Origin of the sequence: Curtobacterium sp. PhB191, from assembly GCF_004346515.1 — a bacterium.
Taxonomy (GTDB): Bacteria; Actinomycetota; Actinomycetes; order Actinomycetales; family Microbacteriaceae; genus Curtobacterium.
In genome coordinates, this window is record NZ_SMBV01000004.1 from 247,974 (window position 1) to 264,064 (window position 16,091).

A 16,091-nucleotide genomic window follows, 5' to 3' on the forward strand; every position below is an offset into this window, starting at 1 on the left:
GCCCGTGGCGGCGCCGCCACGGGCCTCCCGTCCGTCGGTCGCGCACGTCCAGTGCGCCTCGCGCGCCCGGTGCGCGTCGCGCGCTCACTGCACGCCGGCCGCTCAGTGTTTGCTGGCTGCCGCTCAGTGCTTGCCGGCTGCCGCTCAGTGCTTGCCGGCTACCGCGATGACGGACGCGACGGTCTCGGCGTCGAGGTGGAACGCGAGCGGGTCGGCGTCGGGTCGTGGGACGCGCAGCGGCGTCGACCAGACGGAGCCGTCCTCGGCGACGTCGACGACGAGGGCGCCGCTGTCGGCGTACGCGGATTCCTCGTCGTAGGCGCCGGTCACGTCCGTGTCGTTCGCGACCCCGGGGGCGACGAGGACCGGGACGCCGGCCAGCGATCCGGCGAAGTGGTGGTGGTAGTGCCCGCCCAGGACCACGCGGACGTCGGACCCCCGGATCACGTCAGCGAGCGCCTCGGGGTTCTGCAGTCGGAGCGCCTCGTGCAGCTCGGTCGGGGCCGGCAGGGGCGGGTGGTGCAGGACGACGACCGTGCCGTGCGGCGCGTGGTCCCCGGCGAGCGCGGCGCGGAGTCGTTCGAGGCTGGCGTCGCTGAGTTCGCCGTAGCCGGCACCCGGCACGCTCGTGTCGACCGTGACGATCCTCCGGCCGGCGACGAGCGACTGCCCCCGCACCGGCACGGTCGGCGGGTGGTACTCCATCGTGTGCATGACGGGGCGGCCGCCCTCGCCGAGGACGTGGCCGTTGGACAGCACCTGGCGGAAGCCCTCGCGCAGGTCGTGGTTGCCCGGGACCGCGACGAGGGCGGCTCCGTGGCGTTCGGCCCATCCGCCGACCCGCTCGAGGACGGCGGCGTAGGACTCGGGGCTGCCGTCCTCGGACACGTCGCCCGAGATGACGACGAGGCCGATGCCGGACACCCCGTCGACGCGGGCGAGCACGCCGTCCAGCGCTGCGGTGGTGTCGACGGACCCCTGGTGCAGGGCGCCGTCGCCGGTCAGGTGGGTGTCGGAGAGGTGGAGGACGCGGAGGGTTCCTGCTGCGGGCGGCTGCATGGGGTCCACGGTAGCCACGGGGGCGATGGGCGGGCTGGGCGGGTCGGGGTTGGGTCGGGGGCGCTTCGTGAGCAGGAATGGTCGGGTCGGGTCACCCCACCCGACCGTTTCTGCTCACGAAGTGACTCGTGCCGGGGCCGGCGACGTGCTGCGTGCCGTCGGGCAGGACGACGTCCGCGCCGGAACCGGGCGGCACCGTCACGGTGAGGGACACGGTGCCGTCATCGGCGGTCCACGCCACCGCGGCGTCGCCGTACGGGGTCCGCACCGTGCACGATGCCGACCCGACCGGGCCGCACACCGCGGGCGCCACGGTGAACCGCCGCCACCCGGCCTCGGTCGGCCGGATCCCCGCGACCCACCCGGTGAGCCAGTCGTCGACCGTCCCGAGGAAGTAGTGACCGTGCGACCGTGCCGCCAGGTCCCAGTGCTCGAACATCGACGTCGCCCCGGCCTCGCGCCAGGCGCCCCACGACGGTGGCGAGGTCTGTCGGGCGACGGCGAGCGCGAGGTCCGGGTAGCCGGCGTCGGTCAGGACGGGCAGCAGCCACTTCGTCCCGATCGCCCCGGTGTCCAGGTGGTCGCCGCGGGCCCGGACGTCGGCGGCGAGCGCCGCGGCCACGGCTGCCCGGTCGGACGGGGCGCGCACGACGTCGAACGCGAGGGCGAGCACCTGGTGGGACTGTCGGAATCCCTCGTCGTGTTCGCCCCGGACCGCGCCGTCGTGCAGGAACGCCTCGGTGAACGCCGCGCGGACGTCCTCTGCGGCCGTTCGTGCCCAGGACCCGTCGCGCCCGAGCACGTCGTCGATCGCGGCGACGGTGTCGAGGATCCGGACGAGGAACGCGGTGGCCGGCACGCGGGAGTCCTCGGGTGGGTTGCCGCCGCCGGGGCTCGTGCCGGGGGCGACCCAGTCCCCGAGGATCGTGTCGGCGATCCCCCCGGGCGACCGGTCGGCCTCGAAGCGCGCGTACTCCTCGATGACGTCGACGTGCTGCTCCAGCACTGCGGGGTCCCCGGTGTGGCGGTACACGTCCCACGGCACGGTGACGAGCGCTGCGTGCCACACGGGTGCGCGGGTGTCGACGCCGAACACGCCGGCGTTGGGGGCGATCAGCGCGGGCGGGTGCCCCGGTGCGACGGTCTCCGCGAGGTCACCGACCCACTTCGTGAGCACCGCCGCGGTGTCGAGGTTCGTCAGGAACATGTCCGCGCCGACCGCTGCGTCGCCGGTCCACCCGTTCTTCTCGTACTTCGGGGTGTCGGTCGGGTACCCGTGCAGGTTGTTCTCCATCGTGTGCACGGTCGCGTCGTGCACCCACTGCAGCAGGGCCTCGTCGGTCCGGAAGTCCGCGCGCCGTGCGACGTCGGTGCGCACCACCCGGGCGACGACGTCGGACGGAGCGGGACCGGACGCGTCCGGCCACCCGGAGAGCTGCACGAACCGGAATCCCTTGTACGAGAAGCGTGGCTCCCACCACCCGCCACGGTCGTCGAGGGTGACCTCGTCGGTCTGGAACCCGTCGGCGAAGTAGTGGTTGTCGTCGTCGGCGTTCGGCAGTCCGTCAGCGCGCAGCCGTTCGCCCGAGCGGATCCGGACCGTCCGCCCCGCGGCACCGGCCGGCAACTGCAGACCGACCCAACCGGCGATCACCCGCGGGAAGGCCACGACCCACTCCCCCGGTGCGGCTTCGGTGACCGAGGTGGCCGCGAGCTCCTCGACGATCCGGATCGGCTGCTCACGTCGCGCCTCGAGCGCCCCGGCCGGGCCGGGGACGACGGTGGCCGGTTGCGGAACCGCCGCCAGCGACCCGCCGACGCGACGGCGCAGGTCCGCCAGCTCGCCGCCGTACAGGTCGTCCAGGAGGATCGTGCCGGCCCGCGCGGTCCAGTCCGGTCCGGTGGGCAGCACCTCCACCGCGCCGCCGTCGCGCTCGATCCGGAGCACCGCACGGACCGAGGGCTCCGCGTGCCACGGAGCCCGTTCCCACGCCCAGACGTTCGCGTTCGTCATGCCGTGGAAGCCGCGGCCGAGTTCGAGACCGACCTCGTGCGCGTTGCCGTCGCCGAGCGCCGCCGTCAGGTCGTGCACGACGACCTGGACCCGGCGGTCCCAGTGCGTCGTGGTCGGCGCCAGGACCTCGTCGGTGGCGAGCGCCCCGTCGACGCGCACGTCGGCGTGGCCCCCGGCGGCGAGGGCGAGCAGTACCCGTTCGACCGGCGGTCCGGCCGGCACACCGATCGAGAGCACCGGTGCGGCGAAGCTGCCGTCCGCGCTGCGTTCGCGCGGACCCCGGCCGTCGTCGACGGCGTCACGCGCGGCGGCTCCGGCGCTGGCCGGGCCTCCGATCCAGCGCGCTCCGGACCACTCGGCGGCGGCGAGCGGTGCCGGGGTGAACCTGCCGCGTACCACGGCGACGCCCGTGGCGGACTCCACCCGGGCCTCCCAAGCGTGTTCGGTCCACGCGGTGAACCGCAGGTCGGACGGCGAACGCAACCAGGGTGTCGGCGTCTCCGTGCGGCCGGAGTCCCAGACGACGCGGTCGGCGTCCCGGACCACCACCTGCGCAGCGGTCTGGGTCTCGTCGGGACGCCAGGCGAACCGCAGGCCGCACTGTGCGGTCCCGATCGGGTCGTGTTGGCCGTCGACGTCGTGGTCCAGGAGCTCCATCGCACCTCCAAGGTCGGATGAAACGATTCAGGACGATCCGGGCGCTGTCAACCCGTGCGGCATCAAGGTCGGATGCGGTCGGTGCCGTAGCGACTCGGCGGGACTCCGAACGCGTCACGGAACGCCCGCGAGAAGTACAGCGGGTCGGCGAACCCGACTGCGGCGGCGACCTCGCCGACCCGGAGTCCGCTCGTCAACAGCAGTTCGGCTGCCTCTCGCATCCGGGTCTCGCGCACCCAGCTCGACACCGACGACCCGAGGTGCGCGGCGAACAGCCGGCCGGCCGTCGACTCACTGCAGTCGCCAGCGGTGGCGATCTCGGCGACGGTCATCGGGCGCTGCAGGTTCCGGAGCACGAAGTCCGTCATCCGGTCGAGCGCGACCGGGACCGTCTCGTGTTCGTCGTCGCGTGCGGCGCGGGTCTCGGCGAGCACGACCGCCCCGAGCGCGCGGAACACCGACTCGTCGAACGGGCCGTCGGCGAACCGTTCGACGACGTACCGGCCGAGCGACCCGAGGCGACGCGCGACACTGCTGCGCCCCGGCCAGAGGATCGGGAGGTCCACGCCGTCGGGATCGTCGAAGCGTGCGGAGTCGTCCAGCACCTGGTCACCGGGCGCGTGCGCGACCTCCGGCACGACCGGCCGACCGTGCGCATGGCGCGGGACGACGTGCACCGTCCCCAACCGGAACGGCGAGCGGTCGTCGGCGCGGTAGGCGACGTCGTGGCTCCACGGCAGCCGGAGGACGTCGCCGGCGGTCAGGTGGAACCGCTGCCCGGTGGACTCGACCACCCCGCTCCCGCTCAGCACCCAGAGGCAGCACACGCTGTGCACCCACAGGTGGTGGATCTGCTCACCCGGGCGGAAGCGGTACCAGTTCGCCGCGACGACGACGGGGCCGGCGGCAGCGCGTTCGTCCATGCGGACACTGTACGCATCGGTGCAGGTGGACCAGCGTTGACCGGATCGTCCAGGTTCTGCCCGCGGAACCCATGCCGCCGCCACCTGGTCCGAACGTAGCGTCGGTGCACCGGTCGACGGCGATCGGTGACAGGAGGACGACCATGCGGATCACCGCGGACACGGACATCTGCGTCGGAGCCGGGCAGTGCGCCCTGGTCGCCGGAGCACTCTTCGACCAGGACGACGACGGCATCGTGGAGCTGCTCGACGAGCACCCGGGCGCCGCCGACGAACCAGCAGCCCGACGAGCGGCGGCGCTCTGCCCCGCACACGCGATCACCCTGCAGGACTGACCGTGCACGTGGTCGTCGTCGGCGCCTCGGTCGCCGGTCTGACGGTCGCCGAGGCGCTCCGGGCCGAGGGCCACAGCGGGCCGGTGACCCTGGTCGGCGACGAGCCCCACGTGCCGTACGGTCGCCCACCGCTCTCGAAGCAGGTCCTGACCGGAGCATGGGATGCCGATCGCGCGGCGCTCCGGACCGCCGCGGAGCTCGACGCCCTCGACCTCACGATCCGCAGTGGTGTCCGAGCCACCGGCCTCGAGCCGTCGGCGCACCGACTGCTGACCGATGCCGGCCCGATCGCGTACGACGTGCTCGTCGTCGCCACCGGGGCGACCGCGGTCCGACCCGCAGTACCGGGCGCCGAACGCGTGCACCTGCTGCGGACGCTCGACGACGCCGTGCGGCTGCGTGCCGCGTGGACGTCCGCCGAGCGGGTCGTGGTCATCGGCAGCGGGGTGCTCGCGTCCGAGATCGCCTCGGCGGCCCGGGGCAGCGAGCGAGCGGTCACGATGGTCGGACGTCGTGGCGGGCTGTCGTTCGGCACGGTCGGGCTCGCGCTGTCCGATCGGCTCACCGCGCTGCACCGGGCCGCGGGCGTCACGGTCGAACCGAACGCCGGGGCACGGGCGGTCGAGGGCACGCGGACCGGCGGCACGGGGCGCGGCGGCACGGCGGTCGTGCTCGGCGACGGTCGGCGCGTGCCGGCCGACGTGGTCGTGGCCGCGACCGGCGGACGTCCGAACACGGCCTGGCTCGCTGGCTCCGGGCTGGTCGTCGACGACGGCGTCTGCTGCGATGCACGCGGGGTCGCGGCTCCCGACGTCTTCGCGATCGGCGACGTGGCGCGGTGGGCGGCGCCCGGGGTCTTGCCGGCACCCGCTCCCGCGTCCGGCACGTCGCTGCCGCCCCGTGTCGAGCACCAGACCAACGCGATCGAGCAGGCCCTGTCCGTCGCCGCGACCATCACCGGCCACGACGACCAGACCGAGCGCGTGCCGTTCTTCTGGTCCGAGGTGCACGGCGTGCTCGTGCAGGCAGCCGGCACCTTCGACCCCGCCGCGCCGCTCGAACCGTGGGACGACGACCCGGCCGTCCTCGTGCAGCGCTCCGGCGACCACGGCGGTGCCGGCGACCACGACAGTGCCGGCGACCGCGGTGGTACCAACGACCACGCAACCACGGGTGTCGTCGGCTGGGGTGCACCGCGGTCCTTCCGACGCGCACGACGGCTCCTGGCGGCCGGCATCCCGACACCCACCCGATGACCCGCACCGCACCGACCTGGAGGTCCCCGTGACCACTTCGACCGAACCCGCCGCCTGCCCGTTCGCGCACGCGCGCACCCTGCCCGTGGACGGCACGCCGCTCGCCCCGTCGCCGACACTCGCCGCGTGGCGCGCATCCGACGCCGCGGTACTGCTCGAGTACCAGGACGGCCACGTCGGCAGGGTCGTGACCCGGTGGGAGGCCGCGCGAGCGGTGCTCGGTGACCCGCGCTTCAGCCAGCTGCCCCACCGCATGCCGCGGAGCGACGCTGCACCGGCCCACGACCCAGCGCACGCAACCACGGCGCCTCCACCGGACACGCTCGACGACGCCGCACGCCGGTCGATCGACGCCGCCAACCTGCTCGCCCTGGACGGCGACGCCCACCAGCGCATGCGCCGCGGTGTGACCAGCCGGTTCTCGGTGAAGCAGGTCCGTGGTCGCGAGCCCTGGGTGCACGACACGGTGGCCGGCCAGCTCGCGGTGTTCCGGGCGCTGGGCCCCGGTGCCGACGTGTTCGCCGACTTCGCCCAGCCGATCGCCGCACGGACGCACTGCCGGGTGATCGGGGTGCCGGACGACCTGGTGCCGCAGTTCCGGGAACTGTTCGTCGACCAGGTGACGACGACCACCACCCAGCAGCGGTTCGACCACATCCGGACGGTCCTCGACCGACGGACGGGCGATCCCGGCGACGACGTCGTGAGCGACCTGCTCGCCTCGGACTTCGAGCGGTACGAGGTCGAGGGGCTCGTGTTCCAGCTCATGAGCGCGGGACACGACTCCGTCGCCTACCTGATCGCCACCGCCACGGTCGCGTTGCTCACGAACCCCGACCAGCTGGCCCTGCTCCGCGACGACCCGGACCGCATCGCGCCGGCCATCGAGGAGTTCATGCGAACCGGTGCGATGTTCCTGACCCTGTTCCCGCGGACGGCGACCGAGGACGTCGTCGTCGACGACCAGCTCGTCCCGGCCGGCACGACGGTGTCGGTCTCGCCCGTCGGTGCGAACCGGGATCCGGAACGGTTCCCGGACCCCGATCGCCTGGACGTCGAGCGGGACGCCTTCGGGCACCTCGGGTTCGGGCACGGTCCGCACGGGTGCGTCGGGCAGCAGCTCGCGCGGCTCGAGATCCGGCAGGCGCTCACGCAAATGCTCGCCGGCCTGCCCGGGCTCCGACTGCTCGACGCCGACCAGCTCCACCCGCTGCCGTTCGCGAACCCCGTCGCCACGTACGAGGCGGGAGCGGTCCATGTCACGTGGGACCAGGAGACCGCGGGGACCGCGGGGACCGGCCCGAAAACCGATTCTCGTTCAATTTGTCCATCGATCTGAATTAATGCTGGCGCTCCGGCCCGGAGCGTCGTACATTTGTCGCCAGCCGCCCGGTGAAACGATTCACCTCCACCGGACGGTGTGCCGATTGTCAACGAAGATGACCGGAGGGACTCGATGTCGAGCCGACCACCACACCCACCCACCAGGCCCGCGCCACGCGACGTGTCGCGTCGGGCGTTCCTCGCAGCGATCGCCGCCGGCACAGCGACGATCGGGCTCGCGGGGTGCACCGTGATCAGCGGCGGCGCAGTTGCTGCCGACCAGCAGGGCATCCGACTCAGCAAGGACCCGGCACCGGGCCGCGACCACGTCATCGAGCTCTACAACATCTGGGGCGGCACCCTCGGCAACGCCTGGGTGCTGCTCGGGGAGCTCTACGAGAAGTCGCAGTCGCACACCGGCGTCCGGGTCACGTACGCGCCGCTGTCCGGCAACACCCAGATCCGTCTGCAGACCGCGATCGCCGCGGGCACCCCGCCCGACCTGGCCTTCTGCACGCCCGAGGAGTACCCGCAGTTCGCCGGGTACGGCGTCGTCACGAAGCTCGACGGCTACATGGCGAAGGCCGGCCTCGGCGAAGCCGACTACGCCCCGGCGGTGTGGAAGCAGATGACCGCGACCGACGGCATCTACGCGCACCCGATCCTGGTCGACGTCAACTTCCCGCTGTTCTGGAACAAGAAGGTCTTCGCCGACGCCGGCCTCGACCCCGAGACGCCGCCGACGACCATCGACGAGCTCGACCGGTTCTCGGACAAGATCCTGCGGAAGGACGGCCGGCGGATCACCCGCATCGGCACGATCCCGTGGGACTACTACGGCTTCAGCAACTCGATGTTCACGCTCGGCTTCGCCTTCGGCGGCAAGTTCATGAGCGACGACAACCAGGTCGCGACCCCGGACGACGACAACATCGTGCAGGGGCTGCAGTGGATGTGCGACTACGCGAAGAAGGTCGGCGGCGCCAGCCAGCTCGCCGTCACCGCTCCGTCGCAGACCCTGCCGTCCATCGCGAGCGGCAACGTCGGCATGGCGCCGATGACCACGACCGACAGCTCGAACGTCTACAAGCAGGGTGACGCGTCCAAGGTCGAGCTCGGCGCCGCACTGTTCCCCTACGCCGAGGGGCTCGGCTCCCCCGGCAGTGCCACCTGGCTCGGCGGCTACGACCTCTTCATCCCGAAGGAGTCGAAGGAGCACGACGCCGCGTGGGACTTCCTGCAGTTCGCGACCACGTCCGACGAGGGCACCCAGGCGAACTTCACGAACGGCACCCTGCTGCCCGGCTACACGAAGTCCCCGGTGCTGCAGGAGTTCCGCGACGACCCGACGGTCGCGATCTACCGCGAGGGCCTGCTGTCCGCGCGGAACATCCGCCCGACGATCCCGGTCGCCAGCACGTACGCGACGGCACTCGACGTCGCCGTCAGCAGTGCCATCTACGGCAAGACGACCCCCGAGCGCGCCATGAAGAGCGTCGCCGCGCAGGTCAACTCCGCCCTCGACGAGTTCCGGAAGGAGCACCCGTGACCGTCACACGGAGCATCACGACCAGCGGACCACGGTCGCGCGACAAGGGGCCCAGCTGGCTCACCCACTGGATCCCCCGCACCCGCGCGCAGCGACAGACGTTCCTGTGGGGGCTCTTCTTCACCGCGCCGGCGATCATCGGTCTCGTCGCCTTCACGGGTGGCCCGATCATCACCAGCGCCGTGAACAGCTTCACGAACGCCAACCTGCTCGGCGGCAGCCGCGACTGGATCGGCTGGGACAACTACCGGACGCTCTTCGCCGACGGCCAGTGGTGGCTGTCGCTCGGCAACACGCTCTTCATCACGGTGATCTCCGTCCCGCTCGGCATCGCCGTCGCGCTCGGCCTGGCACTGCTGCTGAACTGGCGGGTGCGGGGCCTCGGCTTCTACCGCGTGGTCTTCTTCGTCCCGTCCATCGTGCCGATCGTCGCCAGTGCGGTGATCTGGGCGTACGTCCTCAACCCGCAGTACGGCGTCATCAACAACGTGCTCGGCCTGTTCGGCATCCAGGGCCCCGGTTGGCTCTCGGACCCGGACTGGTCCAAGCCCGCGCTGATCCTGTTCGGGCTGTGGGGCGTCGGCAACCTCATGGTGATCCTGCTCGCCGGCCTGCAGGGCGTGCCGCAGGACCTGCTCGAGCAGGCGTCCCTCGACGGCGCCGGCACCTGGCAGCAGTTCCGCAACGTGACGCTGCCGTTCATCAGCCCGCAGCTGCTGTTCGCGACCATCACGGGCCTGATCGCCGGGTTCCAGTACTTCACGCAGGCGTTCGTGATGACGGGCGGGTACGGCGATCCAGCCGGCTCGACCCTGGTGTCCGGCGTCTACCTGTACCAGTCCGCGTTCTACCACTACCAACTCGGCTACTCGAGCGCGGTCGGCTGGGTGCTCTTCGTGATCATCGCCGCCGTCTCGATCCTGGCGTACCGGATCATCGGCCGGCGCGTCTACTACGGAGGTGAGGCACGATGACCGCCATCGACAGTCCGACCGGCGCGGCCGCGGCCGCCCTCGAGCCGGGGCAACCCGGCCGCCCCGGCACCGCGGAGCCCAGCCGACCGGTCCCGAAGCACCGCAAGCGGACGTGGCCGCAGGTCGCCGAGTCGATCGCGAAGCACTCCGTCCTGATCGTGCTGAGCGTCGTCTTCCTGATGCCCCTGTTCTGGATGGTGACGGGCGCGTTCAAGACCCAGGCGGACATCGGTGCGTTCCCGGTGAAGTGGTTCCCGGACACCATCACGACCGGCAACTTCTCGTACGGCCTCGCCACGTTCCCGCTGCTGCAGTACTTCTGGAACACGCTCGTGATCTGCGTGCCCTCGATGATCGGCGCCGCACTGTCCAGCGCGATGGTCGGCTACGGCGTCTCGAAGATCCGGTGGCCGTGGCGGAACGGGATCTTCACGATCCTGATCGCGACGATGATGGTGCCGTTCTACGTCACGATGGTGCCGCTGTTCGTGGCCTACCGTGACATCGGCTGGACGGGCACGTACCTGCCGCTCATCGTGCCGACGTTCTTCGGCATCCCGTTCTTCATCTTCCTGATGCGCCAGTTCTTCCTCGGCATCCCCGAAGCGCTGTCGGACGCCGCACGCATCGACGGCGCCGGCGAGCTGCGTGTGTTCTTCCAGGTGATCCTGCCGCTCTGCAAGCCCGCGCTGGCGGCCGTGATGCTCTTCCAGTTCCTGGCGTCCTGGAGCGACCTGCTCGGCCCGCTCCTGTACCTGACGAAGTCGAGCCAGTACACCCTGTCCCTCGGCCTGACGTTCTTCCAGGGCGCGCAGGGCGACACCGCGGTCGGCCCCCTCATGGCCGTCTCGACCATCATCCTCATCCCCATCGTGGTGCTGTTCTTCTTCGCCCAGAAGACCTTCATCCAGGGCATCACGATGTCCGGCATCAAGGACTGACGAAAGGAACCGCATGACCGACACGACGACCTCCACCGCCCGCCGTGTGGCCGGCTCCCACCCGACCGGGAGGCCCGCCACCGGCCCGCAGGACATGGTCGCCCCGTCGGGGCTCCGCGTCGAACACCTCCGCGAACCCCTCGGGATCGGCTCACCGACTCCGCGCCTGTCGTGGCTCGTACCCGACGCCCCCGCGGGCTGGTCCCCGACCGGAGCCGACGTCGAACTCGTCTCGCGGTCGGAGGGCGACGACACCGGTTCCTCCGCCCGGGTCGACGGCTCCGGCGTCCTCGTCGCGTGGCCGTTCGCACCGCTGGCGTCCCGCGAGCGCGCGGTCTGGGGCGTCCGTGTGGTGGGCGACGACGGCACCGGAGCCGAGCACGCGACGGGCTGGAGCGAGCCCCTGGAGGTCGAGGCGGGCCTCCTGGCCGACAGCGACTGGACCGCCTCGTTCGTCGCCGCGCCCTGGCGGGAGAACACCCGTGTCGACCAGGCACCGCCGGTGCTCCGGCGACAGGTCCCGCTGCGCGGACCGGTACGCCGGGCGCGGCTCGCGGTCGCGAGCCTCGGCCTGCACGAGGTGACCATCGACGGGGTGCACGTCGGCGACGCCGAGCTCGCGCCGGGGTGGACGTCGTACGGACACCGCGTGCGGTACCTCGTGCACGACGTCACCGGACACCTGTCGCAGGGCGGCGACGTCGTCCTCGGCGCGCGCCTGGCGGACGGCTGGTACCGCGGCCGGATCACCTGGGACGACCGCATGCGGAACGTCTACGGCGACCGCCTCGCACTCATCGCTCAACTCGAGGTGGAGTACGAGGACGGCACGGCCGAGACCTTCGGCACCGATGACTCCTGGCGCGCCGCACGCGCCGGGATCCTGCTCTCCGGCCTCTACGACGGAGAGAAGTGGGATGGCGGAGTCGAGCCCGACGGTTGGCAGGCCGTCGGGTTCGACGACTCCGACTGGGACCCGGTCGAGGTCCTCGACCGCCCGTCCGCCTCGCTCGTCGCCGCCGACGGCCCCGTCGTCCGGGTGACCGAGGAGATCGAACCGACGTGGTCACGGCGTTGGGACGCCGGCGCGATCCAGCTCGACTTCGGGCAGAACCTGCCGGGCCGCCTGCGGATCCGGAACCACGCGGTCGGACCGTTCGGCGTCACGATCCGGCACGCCGAGGTCATGCAGGACGACGAGCTCGCCACCAGGCCACTGCGCACCGCGAAGGCCACCGACGTCTTCTACTCCGGGCCGTCCGACGACGGCACCGGCACGTGGCACCCGCGGTTCACGGTGCACGGGTTCCGCTACGCCGAGGTCGAGGGATGGCCGTCCGCGACGCTCGAGCCCGGGGACATCGTCGCCGAGGTCCTGCACTCGGACATGCGCCGCACCGGGTGGTTCCACTGCTCGGATCCGCGACTCGAACGGTTCCACGAGAACGTCGTCTGGTCGATGCGCGGCAACTTCGTCGACATCCCGACCGACTGCCCGCAGCGCGACGAACGGCTCGGCTGGTCCGGCGACCTGCAGGTGTTCACGCCCACCGCGGCGTTCCTGTACGACTGCGCCGGCGTCCTGCGGTCGTGGCTGCGGGACCTCGCGCTCGAGCAGCGACCGGACGGCGGCGTGCCGCACTACGTGCCGACGCTGCCGGGCGCCGACCCCGAGGGCAACCACGCCGCCGTGTGGGGCGACGTGGCGGTGCTCACACCCTGGGAGCTGTACCGGGCGTACGGCGACGTCGGGCTGCTCGAGGACCAGTGGGCCTCCGCCAAGGCCTGGGTCGACGGGGTGCACGCGACCTCGGACGAGTCGTTGGTGCGCGTCGACGGCTTCGAGTTCGGCGACTGGCTCGACCCGCTCGCCCCGCCGGAGGACGCCGCGGCTGCGAAGGCCGACAAGTACTGCCTGGCGACGGCGTACTCGTACCGATCGACGTCGGTGCTGGCGGCGTGGGCGGGGGTGCTCGGGGACCAGTCCTCGTCCGACCACTACGCGGCGCTCGCCTCACGGATCCGGGACGCATGGCGCGAACGGTTCCTGTCCGACGCCGGCGAGGTGCTCGATGACTCGCAGGCGTCCAGCGCGCTCGCGATCGTGTTCGGGCTCGTGGACGCCTCGGGGCCGGTCGGTGAACGGCTCGCCGCCCTGGTGCGCGCGAACGGACACCGGATCGGCACCGGGTTCGCGGGCACCCCCGTGGTCTGCGACGCGCTGCTGCAGGCCGGACACCTCGACGACGCCTACGCGATGCTGCTGCAGGACGAGTGCCCGTCGTGGCTCTACCCGGTGGCGCAGGGCGCGACGACGATCTGGGAGCGCTGGGACTCGTTGCTGCCGGACGGCCGTGTGAACTCCGGCGGGATGACGTCGTTCAACCACTACGCCCTCGGGTCGGTCGCGGACTTCATGCACCGGGTGGTGGCCGGCATCGCGCTCGCGTCCCCCGGCTACGGGGACATCCTGTTCGCCCCGCGCCCCGGTGGTGGGTTGACCTCGGCGGGGGCAGCGCTCGACACCCCGCACGGACGGGCGGCGATCGACTGGGAGGTCGTGGACGGCACGCTGTCGGTCACGGTCACCGTGCCGGTCGGCGCGACCGCGGTGCTCGACCTGCCCGGCGCTCCGGCGACGCCGCTGGCCCACGGCACGTGGCAGGCCTCGGTTCCCGTGTAGCGCGGGCGGGCGCTTCGTGAGCAGGAATGGTCGGGTCGGGGCGTCAGACTCGACCATTTCTGCTCACGAAGTCATCCGGGCACGCATTCGCGCTTAGTCCGGCAGCACCACGTCCGGGATGTCCCGCAGGAAGATCTCGATCGTCTTCGGGCCGACCCCCTTGAGCGCACCGAGTCGGTCGCGCAGGTCCTTCCGCGACGCCGCGGTCTTCACCAGGTGCGACACGGACCCCTCGTCGGCGTCGAGCGTGTGCATCGTCTCGTGCAGGGCATCGGTCATCTGGTAGTCGAACCGCGCGTAGCCGCCCTCGTCCAGGACCCGGCGCAGCTGCTCGCGTCCGGCGCCCGCGAACTTCCCCGGGCTGGTGAACCCGTGGTCGATGAGGACGCGGTAGGTCTCCGCCGCCTGCTCCTGCCGGATGGGCCGGCCGAAGAGCATGCTGGCGAGGAACCACCGGTAGAGCTGTTGGGGCTTGCCGTCGGACAGGTCGATCCCGAGGTCCGCGGCGTGGGTCACGTCGGCCATGGACCGGACGCTACCCGCTCCCCGCTCCCCCGCTCCTCACTCGGCGGCGGCGGCCAGCTGGTCCTCCAGGTTGAACACCTCGGGCAGCACCCGCGCGGTCTGGTCCGCCCGACCCGCGGCACCGTCGAACAGGTCCTGCATGTGCGCCTCCCATGCGCTCGCGACCTCGGAGGCCGCGAGCGACGCGTCGGCATCGGCCACCGAGTCGGTCTCGTAGTAGCCGATCAGCAGGCCGTCGTCGTCGAGGAACAGGGAGTAGTTCCGCCGCCCCGCCGTGGCGATCGCCCGGAGCATCGCCGGCCAGACCGCGGCGTGCCGCTCGCGGTAGGCGTCCAGGTGCTCGGCCTGCACCTGCAGTCGGAAGCAGACGCGGGTCATCGGTCGGCCTCGGCGCGGCGACGCTGTTCGGCGTCCTGCACGGCGCGCTCGTCGGCGGTGCGCACGGTACCGGTGACGGTGGTCACGGTGCCGTACCGCTCGGCCTCGATCGCCTCGAGCGTCTTGCCCTGCGTGCGCGGCGCCCAGATGGTGCCGACCAGGAACGACATCGCGAGGAGCCCCAGGATGAGTCCACCGAGTGCACGGAGTCCGATGTCGGACAGCAGCAGCGGGAACCAGATGCTCAGCAGACCGACCATGACCCGCGCGGCGAGGAAGAGCACGCCCTGCGCACTGGCCCGGTACCGGGTGGCGAAGAGCTCGCTCGTCCAGAGGCCGTAGAACGCCTGGGCACCGATGCCCGACGAGATGCCCCACGCCACGGCGAAGAACAGCAGCGTGCCGAGGTTCGCCGGCGCGTAGATCAGGACGGCCCAGGCGACGATCGCGAGCACCGCGCCGAGGGCGAACAGCAACCGTCGACTGACCCGGTCGCCGTAGCGCATGAAGCCGAAGTAGGTCGCGGCGACGGTGCAGCCCCACACCAGGATCTGCAGGCCGTACTGCTCGGTGACGCTCGTGACCCCGGTGGCCGAGTACACCCGCGGCTGGAAGATGCCGGCCTGCCCGGCGACGGTGTTCCAGAGCGCGTAGACGCCGAACAGGAACAGCATCGCGGTCAGGTTCCGGCGCCGGCTGAACAGCTGGGTGATCCCGTGGAAGAAGTTCGCGGTGCCGGTCGCGGCGCGCTCGTCCTTCCAGATCGCCGACTCCGGCAGCCCGCGGCGGAGCCACCAGACGACGGCGGCGACGACGAACAGGTGCGCGAAGATGAGCCGGCTGCCGAGCAGCCCGAGGGGTGCGGCGGCGATGGCCAACCCGAAGCCGACCATCGGGCCGATCGACCAGGCGAGCTGCGCGGTGCCGACGTGGGCCGCACGCTTGTCCGCTGGTGCCTGCTCGGCGATGTAGGTCCAGCTCGCCGGCACCCCGGCGCCGACCGCGATGCCGGTCAGGATGAAGCCGACCAACAGCATGCCGTAGCTGCCGGCGAAGACCGCGAGCAGGATGCCGAGCATGTACAGCAGCAGGTCGTAGGTGTAGATGAACTTCCGGCCGTAGCGGTCGCACAGCGGTCCGCCGATGATGGCGCCGGCGGCCGCGCCGAACGCGTTCGCCGACAGGCTCGCCAGCAGACCGACCTCGAGGTCGCCGACGTGGAACTGCGCCTGCCACAGGCTGAGGCTCGTGGCGATCGCGATGATCGACCCCGACTCGATGTAGTTCGACATGGCGACCGAGACGGTCGCCTTCCAGCCCGTGGTGCTCCGGGCTCCGATTCGGACCGCCATTGGTCCTCCGTTCGCGTGTTCGTCAGTGAATCGTTTCAACGGGACAGCGAGACGATAGTGCGACCCGGCGGGCGTTGGCAAGTCCGTGCTGTGCGCGTCCGCACGGTGCGCGGTCGCTCACT

The 16,091-nt window shown here is 71.8% G+C and carries 13 protein-coding genes; 7 read left to right on the plus strand and 6 right to left on the minus strand.

Annotation, left to right across the window (positions count from 1 at the left end):
• Positions 1-144 precede the first annotated feature (144 nt).
• From EDF48_RS08990 to EDF48_RS19550, 3 genes are all read right to left on the minus strand, one after another.
• A complete protein-coding gene (locus EDF48_RS08990) occupies positions 145-1,059 on the minus strand; it encodes a metallophosphoesterase (protein WP_131879460.1) in 915 nt (304 codons plus the stop codon).
• 91 nt (positions 1,060-1,150) lie between these two features.
• A complete protein-coding gene (locus tag EDF48_RS08995) occupies positions 1,151-3,730 on the minus strand; it encodes an alpha-L-rhamnosidase (protein WP_131879462.1) in 2,580 nt (859 codons plus the stop codon).
• A gap of 62 nt (positions 3,731-3,792) precedes the next feature.
• Positions 3,793-4,653 (minus strand): AraC family transcriptional regulator, encoded by an 861-nt coding sequence (locus EDF48_RS19550; RefSeq protein ID WP_131879464.1) that lies wholly within the window; start codon positions 4,651-4,653, stop codon positions 3,793-3,795.
• A 143-nt stretch (positions 4,654-4,796) separates the two neighbouring features.
• Here EDF48_RS19550 and EDF48_RS19085 point away from each other — a divergent pair, with 143 nt between their 5' ends.
• From EDF48_RS19085 to EDF48_RS09030, 7 genes are all read left to right on the plus strand, one after another.
• Entirely contained in the window at positions 4,797-4,988 is a 192-nt protein-coding gene (locus tag EDF48_RS19085) for a ferredoxin (RefSeq protein WP_165918787.1), read from the plus strand.
• Positions 4,989-4,990: 2 nt separating this feature from the next.
• The gene (locus EDF48_RS09005; protein WP_165932359.1) at positions 4,991-6,244 is read left to right on the plus strand and encodes an NAD(P)/FAD-dependent oxidoreductase; all 1,254 of its coding nucleotides are present in this window, start codon (positions 4,991-4,993) and stop codon (positions 6,242-6,244) included.
• A 28-nt stretch (positions 6,245-6,272) separates the two neighbouring features.
• Positions 6,273-7,583 carry a cytochrome P450 gene (locus EDF48_RS09010; RefSeq protein WP_131879468.1) on the plus strand — a complete coding sequence of 437 codons (1,311 nt, stop codon included), beginning with the start codon at positions 6,273-6,275 and terminating at the stop codon, positions 7,581-7,583.
• Between the two features lie 165 nt (positions 7,584-7,748).
• Complete coding sequence (locus tag EDF48_RS09015) at positions 7,749-9,116, plus strand: extracellular solute-binding protein (protein WP_165918785.1); 1,368 nt, start codon at positions 7,749-7,751, stop codon at positions 9,114-9,116.
• A complete protein-coding gene (locus tag EDF48_RS09020) occupies positions 9,113-10,090 on the plus strand; it encodes a sugar ABC transporter permease (RefSeq protein ID WP_207913239.1) in 978 nt (325 codons plus the stop codon). The genes EDF48_RS09015 and EDF48_RS09020 overlap by 4 nt, the downstream gene beginning before the upstream one ends.
• Entirely contained in the window at positions 10,087-11,031 is a 945-nt protein-coding gene (locus EDF48_RS09025) for a carbohydrate ABC transporter permease (RefSeq protein ID WP_131879473.1), read from the plus strand. Before EDF48_RS09020 ends, EDF48_RS09025 begins: the two co-directional genes overlap by 4 nt.
• Before the next feature lie 13 nt (positions 11,032-11,044).
• Positions 11,045-13,714: an alpha-L-rhamnosidase gene (locus tag EDF48_RS09030; RefSeq protein WP_243698070.1), complete on the plus strand. Its 2,670-nt coding sequence runs from the start codon at positions 11,045-11,047 to the stop codon at positions 13,712-13,714.
• A gap of 93 nt (positions 13,715-13,807) precedes the next feature.
• Here EDF48_RS09030 and EDF48_RS09035 read toward each other — a convergent pair whose 3' ends face one another.
• The 3 genes from EDF48_RS09035 to EDF48_RS09045 are packed head-to-tail and all read right to left on the minus strand — an operon-like array spanning position 13,808 to position 15,969.
• Positions 13,808-14,239 carry a DNA methylase gene (locus EDF48_RS09035; RefSeq protein WP_111084411.1) on the minus strand — a complete coding sequence of 144 codons (432 nt, stop codon included), beginning with the start codon at positions 14,237-14,239 and terminating at the stop codon, positions 13,808-13,810.
• 36 nt (positions 14,240-14,275) lie between these two features.
• Positions 14,276-14,617, minus strand: a complete 342-nt coding sequence (locus EDF48_RS09040; RefSeq protein WP_131879475.1) for an L-rhamnose mutarotase — start codon at positions 14,615-14,617, stop codon at positions 14,276-14,278.
• Positions 14,614-15,969, minus strand: a complete 1,356-nt coding sequence (locus EDF48_RS09045; protein WP_207906672.1) for an MFS transporter — start codon at positions 15,967-15,969, stop codon at positions 14,614-14,616. Before EDF48_RS09045 ends, EDF48_RS09040 begins: the two co-directional genes overlap by 4 nt.
• Positions 15,970-16,091 lie beyond the last annotated feature (122 nt).

What these genes read in the sequence shown, in the direction of transcription:
- EDF48_RS08990 (WP_131879460.1), bottom strand. Translation starts at nt 1,059, where the DNA reads ATGCAGCCGCCCGCAGCAGGAACCCTCCGCGTCCTCCACCTCTCCGAC.
- EDF48_RS08995 (WP_131879462.1), bottom strand. Translation starts at nt 3,730, where the DNA reads ATGGAGCTCCTGGACCACGACGTCGACGGCCAACACGACCCGATCGGG.
- EDF48_RS19550 (WP_131879464.1), bottom strand. Translation starts at nt 4,653, where the DNA reads ATGGACGAACGCGCTGCCGCCGGCCCCGTCGTCGTCGCGGCGAACTGG.
- EDF48_RS19085 (WP_165918787.1), top strand. Translation starts at nt 4,797, where the DNA reads ATGCGGATCACCGCGGACACGGACATCTGCGTCGGAGCCGGGCAGTGC.
- EDF48_RS09025 (WP_131879473.1), top strand. Translation starts at nt 10,087, where the DNA reads ATGACCGCCATCGACAGTCCGACCGGCGCGGCCGCGGCCGCCCTCGAG.
- EDF48_RS09030 (WP_243698070.1), top strand. Translation starts at nt 11,045, where the DNA reads ATGACCGACACGACGACCTCCACCGCCCGCCGTGTGGCCGGCTCCCAC.
- EDF48_RS09035 (WP_111084411.1), bottom strand. Translation starts at nt 14,239, where the DNA reads ATGGCCGACGTGACCCACGCCGCGGACCTCGGGATCGACCTGTCCGAC.
- EDF48_RS09040 (WP_131879475.1), bottom strand. Translation starts at nt 14,617, where the DNA reads ATGACCCGCGTCTGCTTCCGACTGCAGGTGCAGGCCGAGCACCTGGAC.
- EDF48_RS09045 (WP_207906672.1), bottom strand. Translation starts at nt 15,969, where the DNA reads ATGGCGGTCCGAATCGGAGCCCGGAGCACCACGGGCTGGAAGGCGACC.